This window comes from Nocardia ninae NBRC 108245, assembly GCF_007990755.1.
GTDB classification, from domain to species: Bacteria; Actinomycetota; Actinomycetes; order Mycobacteriales; family Mycobacteriaceae; genus Nocardia; species Nocardia ninae.
The window spans coordinates 28,554-49,898 of the sequence record NZ_BJXA01000049.1; the positions used below are offsets into that span (position 1 = coordinate 28,554).

Below are 21,345 nucleotides of genomic sequence, written 5' to 3' on the forward strand. Positions count from 1 at the left end.
TCGAGCCGGTCTGCTCAGGCTGCGGCGGGACGCCCGAAAAGGACCAGCTGCATCAACAGCCGAACCCGTCCCTGCGCCGCCATCGGCTGATTGTCGAACGCGCGACCGAGGTCGACCACCAGCGCGAACGCGGCGTGAATGAGGAACCGTGCCTCGGCAGGCGAGAGCTCCGGGCGCACCTCGCGCAGCAGTCGTGCCCACTCTTCGACGCTGAGCCGCTGGATGTTTCGCAGCACCGCGCGTTCCTCCGCCGGAACGTGCTGGAACTCGGTGAAATACACGTAGGTCAGCGCGCGCTCGGCGAACGACCCCGCGACATACTGGTCGATCAGCGTTGTCAGGGCGCCCTCCGGGCTCGCCGCGTTCGCCACCGCCGGGCCGACCGCGCCCGAAACCCGTTCCGCGGCACGGCGAAAGGCCGCGGCGAGCAGGTCGCTCTTGCCTCGGTAGAACCGGTACACCGCCGAGGCCGCGGAAAGCCCGGCGGCGGTGGCGATGTCCTCCACGCTGACATTCGGATAGCCGCGCTCGTGGAACAGCTCCACCGCTTTACGCAGCAGCAGTTCATGTTTGAACGAGTCCGGGATCTCGACCACCTGCAACGGCTCGGCCGGCTGCTCGGCGGGCAACTGTGCGCCGACGATCGGCTGGCATGCCGAACCAAGCAGTCGGGCAAGAGATTTCGCCGGCAGCGTGGCGTGGTGGTCGGCGATGCTGGTGATCGTGCTCAGCAAGGCCATCCGCAGTACCCGGGTGTCGTCCTCGGTCAGTTCCGGGCGCAGCTCGGCCAGCTGGCTGCCGAGCGCGCCGAGCACGGTGAGCTGCTGGTCGTCCAGCGTCGTCACATCGTCGGGCTCGAGGTAGCGGCCCTCCCAGCGCACCAGCGTGATGGTCGGCCGATTCTCGATGGTGACGGTGATGAGCGCGTCGAGTACGTGCCGTAACCGCTGGTCGGGCGACCACGCCGCGGCCTCGGCGGGCAGCTCGACCGCCTCGGTCATCGCCCGGCCCACCCGTAGCAATTCCTCGCGGAACAGCGCGTACTTGCTCGGATAGTGCCGATACAGCGCGGCGGAGCTGATGCCGAGGCCGGAGGCGATGTCCTCCATGCTCACGCCGTGATAGCCGAGCGCGCCGAACGCGGCGGCCGAGGCAGCGGCGATCTGGGCCCGTCGATTCTTCGGCCTGCGCCGGACCTCGCGGGGTGCCGAGTCGCCGGTGCTCGCCTTCCGCGCCGTACGGCGATTGTCGACACTCATGCGGACATCGTACTGATCAGGGCTGGTGAGACGGGCTACGGCTCGGCGCGGGCGTCCGCCGAACCGCGCGGGTGCCCCAGGTCACGCCGAATAAGCGCACTACCTGCCGGAAAGCGGCGCGAGGCCGCGCGACCTGTAGGCGGGAGTCGTCAATGTGATCGCTGCCACAACTGCTCAGCAACCATGCAGTGTCGAGTGCGCGGGTCGCCTCAGGCGCGTGGCGTGATGACCAGGCGCGCCTTGCCGCGCGGGACCGTGGTGATGTTGCGGGTCTTCCCGCGTTCGGGTTCCGTGCCCTCGGGCAGCGAAAGCGAATGCCGCACAAGGATTTCCCGCAGCACTGCGGTGCTCTCCATCAGCGAGAAGCCCGCACCGATGCAGCGCCGGACCCCGCCACCGAACGGGAACCAGGTATTCGGCGCCACCTCACCGGCGAGGAAACGCTCCGGCCGGAAGACGGCGAGGTCGGGGTAGCTGTCGGGATTGCGGTGTGCGAGCAGGATCGAGGTGCTTACCACCGTGCCTGCGGGCAGTCGCCTGCCGCCGATCGTCATATCCCTGGTCAGTTTTCGGTTGGTTCCGTTGATGACGACGTGCAGCCGCATCGCCTCCTTCATGACGGCTTCCAGATATTTGTCGTCGTCGGTGCGCGCGGCCGCGTAAGCCAGCTCTTGGATGTCCGGATGGGTCGCGAGCTCGTACAGCGCCCAGGACAGCGCCGACGCGGTCGTCTCGTGCCCGGCCAGCAGCAGGGTGATGAGCTGATCGCGCAGTTCGGCGTCGGTGAGCGGCGGGTCGTGGTCCTCGCCGGTGCCCGCGTGCAGCAGCCGGGACAGCACATCGGTGCGCTCGGCCAGATCCGGTGCCCGCCGTCGCGCCGCGATCTCGGCGTAGAGCAGGGCGTCGACGGCGCGCAGGTTGTCGGCGAACCGCTTCCACGGTCCGAGCCGCGCGAGCCAGTTCGCCTTGAAGCCGAGGAACACCAGCGGATTCAGGTTCACGATCTGCTTCAGTCGCGGTCCGAGTTCGGCGCGGGTGTGTTCATCGGTGACCCCGAAAACCACCTGCACGATCACCTCGAGGGTGAGCGCGTTCATCCGGTCGAGCGTGATGAGCGTGGCACCCGGTGTCCAGCGGGCGATCTCGGCGACGGCGATGTCGGCGACCAGGTCGCGGTAGGCGCGCAGCGCCGAGCCGTTGAAGGCGGGCATCAGCAGCCGTCGGGCGCGCGCGTGTTCGTCCTCGTCGGTGAGCAGCAGGGAGTGGCTGCCCATCACGTGGCCGAGGATCTGGTTGCCCTCGCCCGCGTGCAGGTCGTGCGGGTTGCCCGCGAAGATCTCCTTGATGTGCTCCGGGCGGGAGAACACCACGGCATGGTCGGCGAAGGGCGGGATCCGCAGTGTGAAGACGTCACCGTACCGGCGCGCCAGGGCGGGCACGAACCGCTGCCGATCGACTTGGAACAGGATGCTCTGCACGATGCCGGGCAGTCGCGACCCCGGTGGATAGGCGGCGATCTCGTCGCGCGCTCGGACGTCCTGTGCGGCCACGATGCCACCTCCGCCGGGGTAAGGGACGAGCCTGTCCTGCACCACGCTAGGAGATGTGCGGGCAAGGGTCTATGAAACAGTTCGAATCAGGCGCTAGCTTTCGGTGTTCGGGCGGACGGCCGCGTACCAATCGAGCAGGTCCGGATTGTCGACGGCACTGCGTTCGACGACGCGGGTGGCGTCGGCCCCTTGGAAGAGCTTCTTGATCGGCACCTCGAGCTTCTTGCCGGTCCGGGTATGCGGAATGCCCGGGGCTACCAGGATTTCGTCGGGCACGTGGCGCGGGGAGACCTCGGTGCGGATGGTGGTGTTGATGCGAGTCTTCAGGTCGTCGGTGAGTTCGGCGCCGGGCGCGAGCACGACGAACAGCGGCATCCAGTAGCCGCCGTCCGGCTGTTCGGCGCCGATGACCAGCGCCTCGGCGATCTCGGGGAGGCGCTCGACGGACTGGTAGATGTCTGCGCTGCCCATCCGGATGCCGTGGCGGTTGAGGGTGGAGTCGGAGCGGCCGTGCACGACGATGGAGTTGCGGTCGGTGATGGTGATCCAGTCGCCGTGCCGCCACACGCCGGGGTACATGTCGAAATAGGCGTCGTGGTAACGCTTTCCGTCGGCGTCATGCCAGAACCGCACCGGCATGGACGGCATCGGCTTCGTGATGACCAGCTCGCCGACCTCGCCGCGGACCGGCTGCCCGGTGCCGTCGAAGGCCTCGATCGCGGCGCCGAGGAAGCGCGCCGAGAGCTCGCCGGGCCAGGCGGGCACGGTGCGCACGCCACCGAGGAAGGCCGAAACCACGTCGGTGCCGCCGCTGATCGAGTTGACCTGGACATGGTCACCGGTGTTCTCGCCCAGCCAGAGTGCCGACGAGGTGGGCAGCGACGCACCGGTGATGCCGACCGCGCGCAGTGCGGACAAGTCGTGCTCGGTGCGCGGCACGGCACCCGCCTTGATGCAGGCGAGCACGTACCCGGGGCTGGTGCCGAGCATGGTCGTGCGGGTCTCGGCGGCGATGCGCCACAGCGCATCCGGCGCCGGATAGGTGGGGCTGCCGTCGTAGCAGACGACGGTCGCGCCGACCAGCAGGCCGGAGATCTGGAAGTTCCACATCATCCAGCTCGGGCTGGTGTACCAGAAGAAGGTATCGTCCGGGCCGATATCCGTTTGCAGGGCAACGGCTTTGAGATGCTCCAGCAGTACACCGCCGTGCCCGTGCACGATGCCCTTCGGCAGCCCGGTGGTGCCGGAGGAGAACACGATCCACAGCGGATGGTCGAAATCGACCGTCTCCGTCTCGATCACGGCGGGCGCGGCCTCGTCGCTGGCGATCGCGTCTCGCCACGGCGTCGCCTCCGCAACGTCGAGCCCCAGCTGAGACACGGCGATCGTGCCGCGCAGGGTGCCGAGACCGGCTTGCAGCGCGGCGATGTCGGCGCGCTTGTCGTGGGCCTTGCCGCCGAAGCGGTAGCCGTCCACGGTGATCAGCACGGTGGGTTCGAGCTGGCCGAGCCGATCCAGCGCGGCCTTGGGCGAGTAGTCCTGGCCGCAGGCGGTCCACACCGCGCCGATGCTCGCGGTCGCCAGGAACGCGATGACTGTCTCCGGGATATTGGGCAGGTAGCCCGCCACCCGATCGCCCGGTTGCACCCCTAGGTCCCGCAGGGTCCGGGCCAAGGCCGCCGTGTGGTCGATCAACTCGACCCAGGACACCTCGCGCCGTTCCGCGTCCTCACTGATGGCGACGATCGCGGGACGGTCGGTGCGGAACTGACGAACCACCTGATCGACGTAGTTCAGCCGGGTGCCGGGAAACCATTGCGCACCCGGCATTTCCGCGTCGGCCAGCACCTCGCCGGCGGTATCTCCGAGCTCGAAGTAATCCCACACCGCGTGCCAGAATTCGGCGATCTCAGCGACGGACCACTGCCACAGCGCGTGGTAGTCGGGCACGGCGCGGCCGGTGCGTGCCGTGACGAACCGCGCGAAGTCGGTGATCCTGGCGTCGGCGATATCCTGCTCGGTCGGCACCCACTGTGGTTGCACCGCAATCCTCCTGGCTTTCGAACTCGGGTTCAGGCGCGCTCGGCGCGCCGCACGATCTGCTCGGCATGGCGTAGGACGGGGGCGTCGACCATGCGGCCCTCGAAGGCGAACACCCCGCGATGCTTCGGCACCTCGTCGAGTACCCTTCTGGCCCAGTCCAGTTCGGCCGCGGTCGGGGCGTACGCCGCGCGAATGACCGCCACCTGGCTGGGATGGATGGCGACCTTTGCGTCGAATCCGACGGCGACCGCGTCCAGCGCCTCGACGCGCAGGCCATCGAGGTCGCGGATGTCGAGATACACCGAGTCGAGCGCGAACTTGCCGTACGCCTTGGCCGCGAGCAGCGCGGTGGACCGGACATGGCGCGCCACATCGCGATAACTACCGTCGGCATGCCTGCTGGAGTTGCCGCCGAGCCCGGCGACGAGGTCCTCGGCGCCCCACATCACGCCGATCGCATTGGGTGCCGCCATCGCTCGGTCGACCGTCAATGCGCCGAGCGGCGATTCGATCAATGCGATCACGTCGTACTCGGCCAGAGCCGAGACCTGTTCGGCGGATTCGCATTTCGGCAGCATGATGCGCCGATAGCCGGTGTCGGCCAGCGCGGCAAGGTCGAGCGAGTGCTCGTCGGTGCCCGCCGCGTTGACGCGGACCACGGTGGTCTCGGGATCCAGCGGTGTCTCGACGAGCGCCTTGCGCGCTGCCGCCTTGTCCGCGGCAGCGACGCCGTCCTCCAGATCGAGAATCACCACATCCGATGCTGCGGCGGCCTTTTCGTAGCGGTCCGGTCGGTCCGCCGGGCAGAACAGCCAGGCGGGTCCCGGCAACTGCCAGGTCACGACTGTCCGCCTTCTGGTCGCAGGCGGATCATCGCGTTGCGCACCGCGACCGCCACGACGGTGCCGTGCTGGTTGCGTGCGGTGTGGCGGAAGGTGACGATGCCCTCGCCCGGCCTGCTCTTGGAGACCCGCTTGTCCAGCACGACGGTCTCGGCGTAGACGGTGTCGCCGTGGAACAGCGGAGCCGGGAACTTCACCTCGGTGAAGCCGAGATTGGCGACGGTGGTGCCCTGGGTCAGATGCGCCACCGAGAGGCCGACCATGGTGCCGAGGGTGAACAGCGAATTGACCAGGCGCTGATGGAACGGCTCCTGCGCGTCGCTGTAGGCCGCATCGATGTGCAGGCCCTGCGGATTCATGGTCAGCGTGCTGAACAGCACGTTGTCGGTCTCGGTCATGGTGCGGCCCGGCCGGTGCTCGTAGAGCACGTCGGTCTCGAGCTCCTCGAACCACATGCCGGTCTGCACTACCCGGCGCAAGCCGTTGGTCACGTCGTTCACAGCCCGAGCTCCCGTCCGATCAGCATCAACTGCACCTCCGTTGTGCCCTCACCGATTTCGAGGATCTTGCTGTCCCGGTAGTGCCGGGCCACCGGGTATTCGTTCATGAAGCCGTAGCCGCCGAAGATCTGGGTAGCGTCCCGGGAATTGTCCATCGCCGCCTCGCTGGCCACCAGTTTGGCGATGGAGGCCTGCTTCTTGAACGGCTTGCCTGCCAGCATCAGTGCCGCGGCGTCATAGTAGGCGGTGCGCGCCGTATGGGCCCGCGCTTCCATTCTGCCGATCTTGAAGGCGATGGCCTGGTTGCGGCCGATGGCCTGGCCGAACGCCTCGCGTTCCTTCGCGTAGCGCACGCTCTCGTCGACGCAGCCCTGCGCGGCGCCGACCGCGAGCGCCGCGATGGCGATCCGGCCCTCGTCGAGGATGCGCAGGAAGTTCGCGTAGCCGCGGCCGCGCTCGCCGAGCAGGTTGTCCTGCGGCACCCGGACGTCGGTGAAACTCAGCGGGTGGGTGTCCGAGGCGTTCCAGCCGACCTTGTTGTAGGCGGGTTCGGCGACGAACCCGGGGGTGTCGGTGGGCACCAGGATGGTGGAGATCTCCTTCTTGCCGCCGACCTCGCCGGTCACCGCCGTCACCGTGACCAGCGTGGTGATGTCGGTGCCGGAGTTGGTGATGAACTGCTTGCTGCCGTTGATGACCCACTCGCCGCTGTCGGCGATGGCGGTGGTCTTGGTGCCGCCTGCGTCGCTGCCCGCGCCGGGCTCGGTGAGCCCGAACGCGGCGAGGGCCCGGCCACTGGTCAGCTGCGGCAACCACTCCAGCTTCTGTTTGTCGTTGCCGTAGCGGTAGATCGGCATCGCGCCGAGGGAGACGCCGGCCTCCAGGGTGATGGCCACGCTCTGGTCGACCTTGCCGAGCTCCTCCAGAGCCAGGCAGAGCGCGAAGTAGTCGCCGCCCATGCCGCCGTACTCCTCGGGGAACGGCAGGCCGAACAGGCCCATCTCGGCCATGCCCGCGACCACCTCGTACGGGAAGGTGTGGTTCGCGTCGTGCTCGGCGGCCACCGGGGCGACCACCGTCCGCGCGAAATCGCGCACCGTCATGGCCAGATCGCGGTACTCCTGCGGCAGTGCGCCGGTGGACAGGAAGTCGGTCATGCTTGGTTTCCTTCTGGCTCGGCGGTATTCGAGTCTTCCCCGGCCTTCCGGTCTGCGCCGGAATCGGGTGGCGACGCAGGCTCTTCGGCGGCGGGCGTCGCGATGATGCGGGCGAGTACCTGGTCCAAACGCACCTGAGTGCCTGGTGCGACCAGGATTTCGACGGTGCCGTCGATCGGCGCGGTGAGCGAATGCTCCATCTTCATCGCCTCCACGATGACGATCGGCGCGCCCGCGGCGACAGTGGCACCGTTGTCCACCTGTAGTGCGATCACCGAACCCGGCATGGGGCTGGTGATCTCGGCGTCGCCGACATGCTCGGTCGTGCCGCGCACGCTGGCCTCGGCCACTTCGCGCAGCATGGCGATGCCGGTGGGTCCGGCCAGCCACAGGTGCCCGTCGTGTTCGGCGACCCGGTATTCCTGCCGGATGCCGTCCAGGGTCAGCGTCAGGATGTTCTCGGCGAAAGCAGCTGTGAGGGAGATGGATTGGCCGTCGTCGATACGGCCAGTCGCGTCGGCGGGGGAGCCGGTGAGGTACACGTGCTCGATGCGGTCACCGCCGGCCAACCGGATCGGGGTCGGTGCGGCGTCGCCGATGCGCCAGCCGGACGGAACCTGCCAGGGATCGTCCGGGGTGGCCGGCCAGCGTCGCAGCCACCGGTAGGCGGCCGCGGCCAGGAACATCTCGTCATCGACCGGAGCCGGGTGGAAGTCGGCGACCCGGCGATCCAGCAGACCGGTATCCAGCTCCCCCGCCGCGACATTCGGGTCGGCGAGCAGGAAGCGCAGGAACTCGATATTGGTGGTCACCCCGAGCAGCACCGTATCGCCCAGTGCCCGGTCGAGTTTCGCGATCGCGGAGGTCCGGTCGGCGCCGTGCGTGATGACCTTCGCCAGCATCGGGTCGTAGTCGCTGCCGACCACGGTGCCGGTGCGCAGGCCCGAATCCACCCGGACCCCGGTGCCTTCCGGCTCGGACAGGTCGAGCACGGTGCCGCCGGTGGGCAGGAAACCGCGACCGGGGTCCTCGGCGTACACCCTGGCCTCGACGGCGTGCCCGATCATCCGGATCTCGTCCTGCTCCACCGCGAGCTTCTGCCCGGCCGCGACCCGGACCTGGCAGTCCACCAGGTCGACGCCGGTGACCAGCTCGGTGACCGGATGTTCCACCTGCAGGCGGGTATTCATCTCCATGAAGAAGAACTCGTCCGGCCGGTCGGCGGAGACGATGAACTCGACCGTGCCCGCGCCGACATAGTCGACGCTGCGCGCGGTATTGCAAGCGGCGGCGCCGATCCTGGCCCTGGTCGCCGCGTCGAGCAGCGGGGACGGCGCCTCCTCGATCACCTTCTGGTGCCTGCGTTGCAGGCTGCACTCGCGTTCGCCCAGGTGGAGCACGTTGCCGAACTGGTCGGCCAGGACCTGCACCTCGATGTGCCGCGGGCGGGTGACGAAACGCTCCAGGAACAGGGTGTCGTCGCCGAACGCGGCGGCGGCTTCACGACGCGCGCTGAGCAGTGCTTCCGGCAGCCGGGCGGGATCCTCGACCAGCCGCATGCCCTTACCGCCACCACCGGCGGAGGGCTTCACCAGCACCGGGTAGCCCACCTCGTGGGCCGCCTCGATCAGGTCGGCGTCGGTCAGGCCCGGCCTGGCAATGCCGGGCACCACCGGCACGTTGAACGCGGAGACGGTGTTCTTCGCCGCGATCTTGTCGCCCATCACCTCGATCGCCCGGACGGGCGGACCGAGGAAGACGATGCCCGCGTCCGCCAGCGCTGCGGCGAAAGCAGCGTTCTCGGAAAGGAATCCGTACCCGGGATGGACCGCCTGTGCCCCGGTGCGCACGGCGGCGGCCACCACCTTGTCGATCGCGAGATAGCTGTCGCGGGCGGCGGCCGGACCGAGTCGCACCGCGGTATCGGCCTCGTGCACGTGCCTGGCATCGGCGTCGGCGTCGCTGTAGACCGCGACCGAGCGAATTCCCATGGCGCGCAACGTGCGGATGACGCGCACCGCGATCTCGCCGCGGTTGGCCACGAGCACGGTGTCGAAGCCGACGGGATGAGATTTGTTCAGCATCAGACTCACATCCGGAAGACGCCGTAGGAAACGGGCTCGAGCGGCGCCTGGGCGCAGACCGAGAGGGCAAGCCCGAGAACAGTTCTGGTGTCCGCGGGGTCGATCACGCCGTCATCCCAGAGCCGGGCCGTCGAATAGTAGGGATTGCCTTGGCTTTCGTACTGGTCGCGGATCGGCGCCTTGAACGCCTCCTCGTCCTCGGGCGACCACGGCTGCCCCGAGCTGTCGAGCTGATCGCCGCGCACCGTCGCCAGGACGGAGGCGGCCTGCTCGCCGCCCATCACCGAGATCCTGGCATTGGGCCACATCCACAGAAAGCGCGGCGAATACGCGCGCCCGCACATCGAATAGTTGCCCGCGCCGTATGAACCGCCGATCACCACGGTGAGCTTCGGCACCCGCGCGCAGGCCACCGCGGTGACCATCTTGGCGCCGTGCTTGGCGATGCCGCCGGCCTCGTAGTCGCGACCGACCATGAATCCGGTGATGTTCTGCAGGAACAGCAGCGGAATCTTGCGCTTGTCGCACAGCTCGATGAAATGCGCGCCCTTCATGGCGGATTCGCTGAACAGCACGCCGTTGTTGGCCACGATACCGACCGGATGGCCGTGGATGCGTGCGAAACCGGTGACGAGGGTCTTGCCGTATTCGGCCTTGAACTCGTGGAAAGCGCCGTCCCCGTGCGGGTCGCCGTCGACGAGGCGCGTGATCACCTCGCGGACGTCGTACGGCGTGCGCAGATCCACCGGCACCACGTCGTACAACTCCGACTCCGGTGCGGCGGGCGCGACCGTCGGCAGCACCTCCCACGGGCTCGCCGGACGCGGGCCGAGGGTCGCGACGATGCGGCGCACGATGCGCAACGCGTCCCGGTCGTCCTCGGCCAGATGATCGGTGACACCTGAAGTGCGCGAATGCAGTTCGCCGCCACCGAGCTCCTCCGCGGTGACCACCTCGCCGGTCGCCGCCTTCACCAGCGGCGGGCCGCCGAGGAAGATCGTGCCCTGATTGCGCACGATCACCGCCTCGTCGCTCATCGCGGGCACGTACGCGCCGCCCGCGGTGCAGGAACCGAGCACCGCGGCGATCTGCGGAATCCCCTTGGCGCTCATGGTCGCCTGGTTGTAGAAGATGCGCCCGAAGTGCTCGCGGTCCGGGAACACCTCGTCCTGCTCGGGCAGGTAGGCGCCGCCGGAGTCGACCAGATACAGGCAGGGCAGCTGGTTCTGCAGCGCGATCTCCTGGGCGCGCAGATGCTTCTTCACCGTCATCGGGTAGTAGGTGCCGCCCTTGACGGTGGCGTCGTTGGCCACGATCACGCACTCGCGGCCGGACACCCGGCCGATCCCGGTGATGATCCCGGCGCCGGGGGATTCGTCGCCGTACATCCCGGTCGCGGCCAGGGGGGAGAGCTCGAGGAACGGGCTGCCGGGGTCGAGCAGCTGGTCCACCCGCTGGCGCGGCAGCAGTTTGCCGCGCGCCACATGGCGGTCCCTGGCCTTCACAGGTCCGCCGAGCGCGGCGGCGGCGAGCCGGGCGCTCAGGTCGTCCACCAGCGCCTTGTGGGCGACTCGGTTGTCGACGGCCTCTTCGGTAACGGTCATCACGTGATCCTCTGGGTCATCGTCGCGGAGCGACTCTATGAGGGTGGTGGTCTGGCTACGGGTGCGCCAGTTAGTCGCCGATAACTGGAATCCAGGTTAATCTTGGTTAACCGAGATGTCCAGATTTGGCGAAAGGAGCGCGTGTGACCAGCACTGACCCCGTCACGCTCACCCGCCGCGAACAGCTGAAGGCGCAGCGACGGCAGCAGCTCCTCGACGCAGGCGCGCGGCTCATCGCGGACCGCGGCTTCCTCGGTATGCGCCTGGACGACCTCGGTGCCGCCGTCGGGATCAGTGGGCCCGCCGTCTACCGCCACTTCCCGAACAAGGAAGCGCTGCTGGTGGAACTGCTCGTCGGCGTCAGCCAGCGGCTGCTCGACGGCGGCAAGGCGGTGGTCGCGCGCACCGCCGGTCCGGCCGAGGCGCTGGACGGTCTCGTCGACTTCCATCTGGACTTCGCGCTCGGCGATCCCGAGCTGATCCGTATCCAGGACCGCGACCTCGAGAACGTGCCCGCCGCCGCCCGCCGGGAGCTGCGCCGCACCCAGCGCCAGTACGTGGAAATCTGGGTCACGGTGCTGCGCGACCTGCACCCCGGGCTACCCGAGGAGACGGCGCGGGTGCAGGCCCACGCCGCCTTCGGACTGATCAACTCCACGCCACACAGCGCAACCACGGCGACCGCCGCGCGCGCCAGGCCCATCCTGCGCCGGATGGCGCTGTCCGCCCTGGGGTGAAGGCTCGATCATCGAGCGCTCCACCCGCCGTCCATCGTGTAACTCGCGCCGGTCACCATGCCCGCGTCCGCCGACGCGAGCCAACCCACCAGTGCGGCAACCTCTTCCGGTTCGACCAGCCGTTTGATCGCGCTCTCGGTGAGCAGGATCTTCTCCAGCACTTCCTGCTCAGGGATGTTGTGTGCCTTGGCCTGGTCGGCGATCTGCTTGTCCACCAACGGGGTTCGGACGTAGCCCGGACTGACGCAGTTGCTGGTGACGCCGTGCCTGCCACCCTCCAGCGCGGTGACCTTTGACAGGCCCTCCAGGCCGTGCTTGGCGGTCACGTAGGCGGACTTGTACTCCGAAGCCCGGATCCCGTGCACCGACGAGATATTGATGATCCGGCCGAAGCCCTGCCGGTACATGTGCGGCAGGGCCGCCCGGATGAGCAGGAACGGCGCCTCGACCATCAGGGTGAGCAGGTTCCGGAACTGCTGTGGGGCGAAGTCCTCGATCGGGCTGATGCTCTGCACCCCGGCGTTGTTCACCAGGATGTCCACCTCGAGGTCGAGCGTTTCCAGGGCCTCGGCATCGAGAAGGTCTACCGCCCAAGGCTTTCCGCCGATCTCGCGGGCCAGCGCCTTGGCGCCCACATCGTCGATATCGGCGATGGTGACCAGTGCGCCACGGGCCGACAGCTCCCGCGCGCAGGCGGCGCCGATGCCACTGGCGCCACCCGTGATCAGCGCGGAACGGCCGGTCAGGTCGCTCATTTGGCGGCCACCGGGGCGGGCTGCGCGGCTAGGTACTCGGCATCGGCGAGGTCGATGCTTTCCAAGGTCACACCTTTCGTTTCCCGGGCGAACAGCACCGCGACGGCGGTGATCGCCGCGGCGATGGCCAGGTAGATCGCGATGGGTACCGCGGACTTGTAGGTGTTGAGCAGCCGGACGGCGATGATCGGCGCGAGCGAGCCGGCCACGATCGAGGTGACCTGATAACCAAGGGACACACCGGAATAGCGCATCCGGGTCGGGAACATCTCCGCCATGATCGCGGGCTGCCCGGCGTACATCATCGCGTGGAACACCAGACCGATGATGATGGCGAACATGATGAGCCCGTAGTGCCCGCTGTCCATCATCGGGAAGGCGAAAAAGCCCCAGGTGCCCGCGGTGAGCGCGCCGACCAGATACACCGGTCGCCTGCCGAACCGGTCGGAGAACCAGCCGGCCACCGGGACCGCCAGGAAGTGCACGGCGTGTGCGGCGAGCAGCCACCAGAGGATGACCGTGGTGTCGACGTGCACCTGCACCTTGAGATAGGTGATGGTGAACGTGACCACCAGGTAGTACAGGATGTTCTCTCCGAAACGCAGCCCCATGGCGGTGAGCACGCCGCGCGGGTACCGCTTGACCACCTCGACGACGCTGAGCGAGGTCGCCTTGATCTTCTCCACTTCCTGTTGCGCGGCAACGAAAATGGGGGCGTCGGTGACCTTGGTGCGGATGTAGTAGCCGACCAGTACCACCACCGCCGACAGCCAGAACGCCACGCGCCAGCCCCAGCTGAGGAAGGCGGCATCGGAGAGCCAGGTGGTCAGGATCAGCAACACCGCCGTCGCGAGCAGGTTGCCCATCGGCACGCCCGCTTGCGGCCAGCTCGCCCAGAAACCGCGGCTGCGGCTCGGACTGTGCTCGGCTACCAGCAGGACCGCGCCACCCCATTCACCGCCGACCGCGAAGCCTTGGATGAAGCGCAGGGTGACCAGCAGTGCGGGCGCCCAGTAACCGATCTGGCCGAACGTCGGCAGACAGCCCATCAGAAAGGTGGAGGCGCCCACCAGGATCAGGCTGAATTGCAGCAGCTTCTTGCGGCCGTACTTGTCGCCGAAATGCCCGAAGACGATGCCGCCCAACGGACGTGCGGCGAAGCCGACCGCGTAGGTGACGAACGCGGCGAGGATCGCGTCCAGATCGCTGGTGCCCTTGGCGAAGAACACCTTGCTGAACACCAGTGTCGCGGCGGTGCCGTAGAGGAAGAACTCATACCATTCGACGACCGTGCCCGCCATCGACGCGGCTACCACCCGTCTCAAGCCGGTCGGCACCCCGCCGGGCTCGCCGCCCGTCGGCCTGAATGCACTGCGCACGCTCATCGAACTCTCCTTCGTGCCGGGGGGTCACATCGCGATAGAGATGTGATGGCCCCCACAAATCTCGGCTGCAACGAAGTATTAGTGCAGATGGGTGTGACCGCAATGACTAGTTGTGCAGTAGCGATCTGCGATGATGCAGATATGCGGGATGTGTCAACTGGGTCGGCCCGGCGGCCGAGCGCGGATGACCTCCTCGTTCTGCTGGCCGTCGGCCGGTCCGGGCGCTTCGTGTCCGCCGCCGAAGAACTCGGCATCAACCACACGACCATCTCCCGGCGCATCGCCGCACTCGAGCACACCCTCGGCGGCCGGGTGCTGACCCGGGCAGCCGGCGGCTGGGAGCTCACCGAACTCGGCCGGGAGGCGTTGGCGGCAGCCGAGGTCGTCGAGTCGGCCGTCAAGTCACTCGCCGCCGACGCCGACGGCAGCCGAGTTCTCGAAGGCGTGGTGCGCATTTCGGCAACCGACGGTTTCAGCGCCTACCTCGCCGCCCCCGCCGCCGCCGAGGTGCAACGCCAGCACCCCAAGATCACTGTCGAAATCGTGGCCACCACCAGACGCGCATCCACCCAGCGCTCCGGCCTGGACCTCGAGGTAGTCGTCGGCGAACCCCAGGTCCACCGCGCCACCGCCACCCGCCTAGCCGACTACTGCCTGGGCCTCTACGCCGCCAGAGACTATCTGCGCGAACACGGCTCCCCAGCCCGCGTCGAAGACCTCATCCACCACCCCCTCGTCTACTTCATCGACTCCATGCTCCAAGTCGACGACCTCGACCTCGCCTCCAGCTTCGCCCCCACCATGCGCGAATCCGTAACCTCAACAAACGTTTTCGTCCACGTAGAAGCCACCCGCGCCGCCGCAGGCATCGGCCTACTCCCCTGCTTCATGGCCGACCGCCACCCCGACCTCACCCGAGTCCTCCCCGAAGCCGTCTCCGTCAAACTCGCCTACTGGCTCGTCGCCCGCTCCGAAACCCTCCGCCGCCCCGAAGTGGCCGCCTTCGTAGACGCCCTTCGCGCCAAGGTCCACCGCGAGCGCGCGGCGCTCCTAGGTGGCTAGAACGCGGGTCGTGTCATGCAACGAAGACTTCGTCGAGCGTTTCTGCGGCCATACCTGCGAAGTAGGCCTTCCTGATGAAGTCGGTTCTGTATGCGCAGTTTTCACGAGTGACGGTTCGTCTGCGAGGTTTTGCCGGTTTTGTGATCACGTGTTCTATTCGCCGAATACCTCATCGAGGGAGGCGGCATCTACAGCGCGATCGAGCCAGACGTCCAGCTGTTCAATATCGGTGTGCCCTGCAACTCGGGCAGCGAGGGTGTCTGAGATGTGGAATCCGCGTTTGCGGAGGACCCGGAGGAGCGCCTTGGCCTCACCTTCGACGTTGCCCTCGGTTTTACCTTCGAAGTAGTAAGTCCGGATGAGCTCATTTTGGTACTCGTAGCCAGCGGTCATGAGGCTCTCCAAGAAGTGTCGGGCGGCCTCGGGCAAGAGGCCCGTTACCTGGTCAATGTACATCTTGCCGTGTGGCGCGGCGAGTACGCGGGTGGCCAGAATGGTCAGGATGGTTTCGCTGTCGGGATGGTTGCCGTGCGCGACGGCGGAGAGCACCGCAAGCTCAGGGTTGGCTTCCGCGGTCTCCGGATCGGTGACCACGGGGACATCGGTCGGACTCAGCACCAACGGTTTGAGCGTGAACTCGGGGGCGACCGTTATGGGTCTTCTGCAATAAGCGGCCGTGCGTCTGTACGGGCACAGCACAAGCAGGATGGTTGGACACTTCAATCGAGCGCGGAGCGTCGTCAGGTAGACCGGCCAGCTCCACGTCTTGTCCTTGTCGGGCTGCAGCTGAACCTCCACTACTACCGCTACTGCGGGAGTAGTTCCGTTCGCGAGCACTACGACGGCGTCGGCGCGGTATTCCGTGGGATTGATGTCGGGGAAATCTCCGCATTCCAAACGTGCGTGGTCGAATTCGGGTAGGTCGGTGCCCAGCCGGCTTGTCAGTAGCTCTGCGGCGAGTTGCGGGCGTTGCCGGAACAGTTCGATGAGTAGCTCGTGGAGGTGGCCGGGCATGCAGGAAAGCTATCAGTTGCCACCGACGGAAATCAAAGCCGCAACCGCGGTGCGAATGGAACGAATTATGTTGGAACCTTCCATCTTTCGTTGATTCTCAACTTGAATGCTATGGGGTTGCGAAGGTGGTGTCGGTGAGGTGGCCGTCGACCATGCGGTAGACGGCGTTCATGCGGTGGAGGTGGGTTTGGTCGTGGGTTACCAGGAGGGTGGCGGCGTTGTGGCTGCGGGCTACGGTGAGGATGAGATCGATGATGGCGGCGCCTCTTTCGGTGTCCAGGGCGCTGGTTGGTTCGTCGATTACCAGTAGGGATGGGTTGTTCATCAGGGCTCGGGCTATGTTGACGCGTTGGCGTTGGCCGCCGGAGAGTTGGGCGGGGTGTTTGGATTGTTGGTCGGTCAATCCGACTGATTCGAGGAGTTCTGTTGCCTTGGTGCGGATTTCGTGGCGCTTTTTGGCGGGGGTATAGAGGCGTTGGCCTAGGTGGGTCATTACCTCTAGTTGTTCTAGGGCGGTCAGGGCGGGGATGAGGTTTGGTTGTTGGAAGACGATGCCGATGGAAGAGCGGCGGAGGGTGGCGGCTTCTCGGCGGGTGAGGGTGGCGAGATCTGTGGTGCCGGTGGGGGTTTGGAGGGTGAGGTGGCCGGAGTCGGGGCGGATGAGGGTGGCGGCGGTGGCGAGGAGGCTGGATTTGCCGGAGCCGGAGGGGCCGGTGATGGCGGCTACGGAGCCGCCGGTGACGCGCAGGCTCACGCGGTCGAGGGCGGTGAGGCGGCTGGTGCCGTCGGGGTAGGTGAGGGTTACGTCGGTGAGGTCCAGGGCGGTGGTGGTGCGGGTGGCGGTGGTTGTCATATCGGAAACTCCAGTGGCTCAATGCTTATGGTCAGCGGCCTGCGCCCAGGGCGGTCAGTGGGTCGGTGGTGAAGAGGAAGCGGAGGGCGAAGGCGGCGCCGAGTAGGCCGAGCACGATCAATGCCAGGGCGGGCAGCAGGGTGGTTGCGGGGCTCAATACGAAGGGGAGGGCGTCGCCCATGAAAGCGGCTGCCGCAGTGGTGATGCCGAGTCCGGCGGCGACACCGGCAGTCAAGACGATCGCGGCTTGGGCTAGTGCGTCGCGGACCAGTGAGCCGGAGGTGGCGCCGAGTGCTTTGAGGGTGGCGATATCGGGCATGCGCTGGACGGTCCACACGGTGAAGAATGCGCCGATCACCAGGGCTGAGATGGCGAAGAGCAGCACTGTCATCAGGGTCAGTGAGCCGTTCTCGGCTTCGTAGGCGCTGAGCGCCGAGAGCGCGCCGGACGAACTGGTGGTCTGGGTGTGTGCGGTGGCGTTCACCGCCGCCTGGTCGGCGATGCCGGACACTGCGAGCACGGTGGCGGCGCCCGAGCGTGGGCTCATCGCCTGCCAGTCGGTGAGGGTCGTCCACACGACCGGTGTGTGGCTGTACCAGTCGTCCCCGTGCACCCCGGCCACGGTGAAAGCGCGGCCGCCGATGGTGACGGAGTCGCCGGTACCCGCCCCGAGATCCTTGGCCGCGCCGGTGCTGAGCACCACGGTGCCGTTCTGGGTTGCCGATCGGTTGCCGAAAGACGTTCCCGTGGTACCGAAGAACGCGACCTGCGCCGATGCCCGTCCGCTCGGATCGACCTTGCCGTGGCTGATGCCGATCGGGTCGACGGTGCCGCTCGGGCCCGCCGCGGCTTGCCAGGCGGCGACCTGCTCTGCGGTGAGCGTCGAGGCGTCGAACGACGGCGCGGCGCCGGTGTCCGCGAAAACGACGGTATCGCCGGGCAGCGATTCGACGGCGGAGATGTTCTGGTGTGCGAGCCCCGCCGTGAGCCCGCTCAGGAAACTCACGAGCAGCGCCACCAGGGTGACGACCAGCGTGATGAGCAGGAAGCGGCCGCGGGCGGCGCGCAGGTCTCGGAGTGCTACGAACATGTCTTCACTGTTCCGCGTGGCGGGCCCGCGGCCATCGCGCGCGGGAAGGAAAGGCGCACCATCGAACGGTGGGTGGCGTTTTACACCTTTCGATGGATGCCCACCCGGTTGCCGCACATAAGCTGGCAAGGTGCACTCGTCACCGCTCACACCCGTCTTCACCGCGCTGCGGCTCGGGCTGCATGTGCTGGTGACGGCTTTAGCCGTGGTGATCGCCGTGCGGGCGCTGCTACCGGGTGCGCCGCATCCGATCCCGGTGGTGGCGTTGACGGCGGGCTTCCTGCTGACGTACTTCGCGGGCCACGTACTGAGCGGGCTCCGCGGCGGGCTCGCAATCTGGTTGATCGCCCTGACCGGGTGGTGGCTCGGCTTGGTCCTGCTCGCTCCCGACGCCGGCTACCTGGCCTTCGGGCTGTTCTTCCTCTATCTGCATCTGCTCCCGCGTCCATGGAGCCTGCTCGCGGTGGCGGCGGCCACGGTCATCGCGGTGGTGGGTTTCGGCGTGCATCGGGGCTGGTCGGTGGCGGGCGCGATCGGTCCGATCCTCGGCGCGGCGGTCGCCGTCGGCATCGGCCTCGGCTACCAGGCCCTGTTCCGCGAGTCCGCCGAACGACAACGGCTGATCGATGAATTGCTCAGTACCCGAGCGATACTCGCGGATCAGGAACGGACGGCGGGCAAGCTGTCCGAGCGTGAACGCCTGGCCAAGGAGATCCACGACACCGTGGCCCAGGGGTTGAGCAGCATTCAACTGCTGCTGCACGCCGCAGAGCAATCGGCACCGGATCACCCCGCGCTGCAACGGATTCAGTTGGCCAGGGAGACCGCTGCGGAGAACCTTGCCGAAACCCGCAGGCTCATCGCGGAATTGGCCCCGGCCGCGCTGGACGGTCAATCGCTGGCCCAGGCGTTGGAACGAATCTGCCTGCGCACCAACAGCTCCACACTCGCCACCCAGCTGGTGGTCGAGGGCACACCCGAGCGACTGCCGATGCCGGTAGAGGCTGCGCTGGTACGCATCGCGCAGGGCGCCGTCTCGAATGTGGTGCAGCACGCCGCGGCCGCCCGCATGCGATTGACGCTGACCTACGCCGATGCCGAGGTGCTGCTCGACGTGGTGGACGACGGAGTCGGTATCCCACCCGACGTCCTCGCACACCCGCCGTCCGGCTCGTTCGGTCTGGCCGCCATGCGGTCGCGCGTCGAGCAGCAGGGCGGCACCATGGCGGTGGAGTCGGAACCGGGCCACACCGCGGTCACCGTCTCCTTCCCCCTCGAACCCGCCGCACCCGAACCGGACTCGGCCCGACCGGGAGAGCGCGCATGATCCGCCTGCTGCTGGCCGACGACCACGCCATCGTCCGCGCGGGCCTGCGCGCACTGCTCGACGGCGGCGACGACATCACCGTCGTCGGCGACGTGCCCACCGGCGAGGCGGCCGTCGCGTTCTGCGCGACCACCCCGGTGGATCTGGTGCTGATGGATCTGAGCTTCGGCCCGGGCCGCTCCGGCGCGGACGCCACCGCCGAGCTGCGCGCGCTCCCGCAGCCACCGAATGTCTTGGTGGTCACCAACTACGACACCGACGCCGACATCCTCGGCGCGATCGAGGCCGGCGCCTGCGGCTACATCCTGAAGGACACCCCACCGACCGAACTGCTCGCCGCCGTCCGCGCGGCGGCCGCGGGGGAGAGCGTGCTGTCGCCCGCGGTCGCCTCGAAGCTGATGACCCGGGTGCGCCGCGCCGACACCACCCTGAGCGCCCGCGAAATCGAGGTGCTCCGGTTGGTCGCCGACGGCCGCGCCAACCGCGAGATCGCCAAGGAACTGTTCCTCAGCGAAACCACCGTCAAGTCCCATCTGGTGCACATCTACGCGAAACTCGGTGTCCGCTCCCGCACCTCGGCCGTCGCCCGCGCCCGCGAGCAGGGCGCGATCTGAGATCGCGACATGCGCCCGCCGGTGCGCCGTCCAGCCCTCCGCCTGCCCCTAGGGTGAAGCAATGGCCTCCCTCTCGGATCCTCAGGTGCGCGAGTTCCTCTCCGCGGGCACGCGGACGGGCAAGGTGGCGTTCGTCGCCGCCGACGGCCGCCCGATGGTGACGCCCGTCTGGTTCGTGCTCGACGGCGACGAGCTGGTGTTCAACACCGGCAAGGACACCGCCAAGGGCAAGGCGTTCGCGCGCGACGGCCGCATCGCGGTGATCGTCGATGTCGAGGCGATGCCGTACCCCTCGGTGCAGTTGCAGGGCACCGTGACGCTGTCCGAGGATCCCGAGGAACTGCTGCGCACCGCCACCGAGATCGGCGGCCGCTACATGGGCGCCGACCGGGCCGAGGAGTTCGGCAAGCGCAACGGCGTGCCCGGCGAACTCGTCGTCCGCCTGCGGCCGACCAAGGTGATCGCGCACTTCGACGCGACGGCCTGACACATCCCGCGCTGAATACACTCACCGGCATGACCGTGCACTTCATCGGGGCCGGGCCGGGTGCGGCCGATCTGCTGACCCTGCGCGCGGTCGCCCTGCTTCGAGAGTCGCCGGTGTGCCTGTACGCGGGCACCTACCTCGACCCCGAGGTGCTCGGGCACTGCGCCCCCGACGCCGAACTGATCGACACCCAGCACCTCGACCTCGACCAGATCACCGAACACCTCGTGCGCGCCACCGAATCCGGCAAGGACGTGGCCAGGCTGTGTTCGGGTGACCCGTCGCTCTACTCCGCGCTCACCGAACAGACCCGGAGGCTGGACGCGCACGGTATCGCCTGGGACGTCACCCCCGGCGTGCCCGCCTACGCCGCCGCGGCCGCACTGCTCGGCACCGAACTCACCGTCCCCGAGGTGGTGCAGTCGGTCGTGCTGACCCGCACCCAGGCCCGCTCGACCGCGATGCCGGACACCGAGGCGCTGGCGAACTTCGCGGCGACCGGCGCCACCCTCGTGCTGCACCTGGCGATCACCCGCGTCCGCACGCTGGCCGCCGAGCTCGTCGCCGACTACGGCACGGACTGCCCGGTCGCCGTCGTGTACCGCGCCAGCCAGCCCGACCAGCTGATCCTGCGCGGCACCCTCGCCGACATCGCCGATCAGGTCGAGGCCGCGGGGCTGCGCCAGGCCGCGGTCATCCTGGTCGGCCGGGCGCTGGCAGACCCGGTGTCGTGTGCGCAATCCCACCTCTACGACCCGGCGCGCGTGCGCCATCGGTGACCCGCCGCATCTCCGGCGCAGCGCGTCGCGCAGGATGTGAGGTCTGCAACATGAGGACCGCAAATTGCCGACACCTCAACTGCCTGTGATGATGTCCGTCGGCTATCGAGGTTGGTTGGTTCGGTGCCGCCGACGACGGTAGATTGGTTCGGTGATCTGTAGCGAGGTTCCCGGCATTGCCGGTCGGCGGGTAGTGGGCGCGG

The 21,345-nt window shown here is 67.9% G+C and carries 19 protein-coding genes; 6 read left to right on the forward strand and 13 right to left on the reverse strand.

Annotated elements, in window-relative coordinates:
- Positions 1 to 14: 14 nt before the first annotated feature.
- From NN4_RS28825 to NN4_RS28860, 8 genes are all read right to left on the reverse strand, one after another.
- Positions 15 to 1,259 (reverse strand): TetR/AcrR family transcriptional regulator, encoded by a 1,245-nt coding sequence (locus NN4_RS28825; RefSeq protein ID WP_147138095.1) that lies wholly within the window; start codon positions 1,257 to 1,259, stop codon positions 15 to 17.
- A gap of 209 nt (positions 1,260 to 1,468) precedes the next feature.
- A complete protein-coding gene (locus NN4_RS28830) occupies positions 1,469 to 2,809 on the reverse strand; it encodes a cytochrome P450 (RefSeq protein WP_147138098.1) in 1,341 nt (446 codons plus the stop codon).
- Positions 2,810 to 2,902: 93 nt separating this feature from the next.
- On the reverse strand, positions 2,903 to 4,852 hold the full coding sequence (locus tag NN4_RS28835) for an acetoacetate--CoA ligase (RefSeq protein ID WP_147138101.1): 1,950 nt from the start codon (positions 4,850 to 4,852) through the stop codon (positions 2,903 to 2,905).
- Positions 4,853 to 4,881: 29 nt separating this feature from the next.
- A complete protein-coding gene (locus NN4_RS28840; protein ID WP_147138104.1) occupies positions 4,882 to 5,694 on the reverse strand; it encodes an HpcH/HpaI aldolase/citrate lyase family protein in 813 nt (270 codons plus the stop codon).
- Positions 5,691 to 6,149 carry a MaoC family dehydratase gene (locus NN4_RS28845; RefSeq protein ID WP_167769136.1) on the reverse strand — a complete coding sequence of 153 codons (459 nt, stop codon included), beginning with the start codon at positions 6,147 to 6,149 and terminating at the stop codon, positions 5,691 to 5,693. Before NN4_RS28845 ends, NN4_RS28840 begins: the two co-directional genes overlap by 4 nt.
- A gap of 41 nt (positions 6,150 to 6,190) precedes the next feature.
- Positions 6,191 to 7,351 (reverse strand): acyl-CoA dehydrogenase family protein, encoded by a 1,161-nt coding sequence (locus tag NN4_RS28850; protein ID WP_147138111.1) that lies wholly within the window; start codon positions 7,349 to 7,351, stop codon positions 6,191 to 6,193.
- On the reverse strand, positions 7,348 to 9,435 hold the full coding sequence (locus tag NN4_RS28855) for an acetyl/propionyl/methylcrotonyl-CoA carboxylase subunit alpha (RefSeq protein WP_147138114.1): 2,088 nt from the start codon (positions 9,433 to 9,435) through the stop codon (positions 7,348 to 7,350). Before NN4_RS28855 ends, NN4_RS28850 begins: the two co-directional genes overlap by 4 nt.
- Before the next feature lie 5 nt (positions 9,436 to 9,440).
- Positions 9,441 to 11,039, reverse strand: coding sequence for a carboxyl transferase domain-containing protein (locus tag NN4_RS28860; protein WP_147138117.1), 1,599 nt, complete (start codon positions 11,037 to 11,039; stop codon positions 9,441 to 9,443).
- A gap of 143 nt (positions 11,040 to 11,182) precedes the next feature.
- On the opposite strand from NN4_RS28860, the gene NN4_RS28865 reads away from it, so the two are divergent.
- Complete coding sequence (locus NN4_RS28865; RefSeq protein ID WP_107659420.1) at positions 11,183 to 11,776, forward strand: SACE_7040 family transcriptional regulator; 594 nt, start codon at positions 11,183 to 11,185, stop codon at positions 11,774 to 11,776.
- 8 nt (positions 11,777 to 11,784) lie between these two features.
- On the opposite strand, the gene NN4_RS28870 is transcribed toward NN4_RS28865, so the two are convergent.
- Positions 11,785 to 12,531: a 3-hydroxybutyrate dehydrogenase gene (locus NN4_RS28870; RefSeq protein ID WP_147138120.1), complete on the reverse strand. Its 747-nt coding sequence runs from the start codon at positions 12,529 to 12,531 to the stop codon at positions 11,785 to 11,787.
- Positions 12,528 to 13,916: an MFS transporter gene (locus NN4_RS28875; RefSeq protein ID WP_147138123.1), complete on the reverse strand. Its 1,389-nt coding sequence runs from the start codon at positions 13,914 to 13,916 to the stop codon at positions 12,528 to 12,530. Before NN4_RS28875 ends, NN4_RS28870 begins: the two co-directional genes overlap by 4 nt.
- Before the next feature lie 141 nt (positions 13,917 to 14,057).
- Here NN4_RS28875 and NN4_RS28880 point away from each other — a divergent pair, with 141 nt between their 5' ends.
- Entirely contained in the window at positions 14,058 to 14,978 is a 921-nt protein-coding gene (locus tag NN4_RS28880; protein WP_186818678.1) for a LysR family transcriptional regulator, read from the forward strand.
- A 153-nt stretch (positions 14,979 to 15,131) separates the two neighbouring features.
- Here NN4_RS28880 and NN4_RS28885 read toward each other — a convergent pair whose 3' ends face one another.
- The 3 genes from NN4_RS28885 to NN4_RS28895 all read right to left on the reverse strand — a co-directional run bounded on the left by NN4_RS28885 (position 15,132) and on the right by NN4_RS28895 (position 17,935).
- Positions 15,132 to 15,992 carry an RpnC/YadD family protein gene (locus NN4_RS28885; protein WP_147138129.1) on the reverse strand — a complete coding sequence of 287 codons (861 nt, stop codon included), beginning with the start codon at positions 15,990 to 15,992 and terminating at the stop codon, positions 15,132 to 15,134.
- Between the two features lie 109 nt (positions 15,993 to 16,101).
- Positions 16,102 to 16,845, reverse strand: coding sequence for an ABC transporter ATP-binding protein (locus NN4_RS28890; RefSeq protein WP_147138132.1), 744 nt, complete (start codon positions 16,843 to 16,845; stop codon positions 16,102 to 16,104).
- A 31-nt stretch (positions 16,846 to 16,876) separates the two neighbouring features.
- Entirely contained in the window at positions 16,877 to 17,935 is a 1,059-nt protein-coding gene (locus NN4_RS28895) for an ABC transporter permease (protein WP_147138135.1), read from the reverse strand.
- A gap of 130 nt (positions 17,936 to 18,065) precedes the next feature.
- Between NN4_RS28895 and NN4_RS28900 the strand changes: the two genes are divergently transcribed.
- From NN4_RS28900 to cobM, 4 genes are all read left to right on the forward strand, one after another.
- Positions 18,066 to 19,262: a sensor histidine kinase gene (locus tag NN4_RS28900; protein WP_147138138.1), complete on the forward strand. Its 1,197-nt coding sequence runs from the start codon at positions 18,066 to 18,068 to the stop codon at positions 19,260 to 19,262.
- The gene (locus NN4_RS28905; RefSeq protein ID WP_147138141.1) at positions 19,259 to 19,876 is read left to right on the forward strand and encodes a response regulator transcription factor; all 618 of its coding nucleotides are present in this window, start codon (positions 19,259 to 19,261) and stop codon (positions 19,874 to 19,876) included. Before NN4_RS28900 ends, NN4_RS28905 begins: the two co-directional genes overlap by 4 nt.
- Before the next feature lie 61 nt (positions 19,877 to 19,937).
- Positions 19,938 to 20,363 carry a PPOX class F420-dependent oxidoreductase gene (locus NN4_RS28910; RefSeq protein ID WP_147138144.1) on the forward strand — a complete coding sequence of 142 codons (426 nt, stop codon included), beginning with the start codon at positions 19,938 to 19,940 and terminating at the stop codon, positions 20,361 to 20,363.
- A gap of 29 nt (positions 20,364 to 20,392) precedes the next feature.
- A complete protein-coding gene (cobM, locus tag NN4_RS28915; protein WP_147138147.1) occupies positions 20,393 to 21,142 on the forward strand; it encodes a precorrin-4 C(11)-methyltransferase in 750 nt (249 codons plus the stop codon).
- Positions 21,143 to 21,345: the final 203 nt, after the last annotated feature.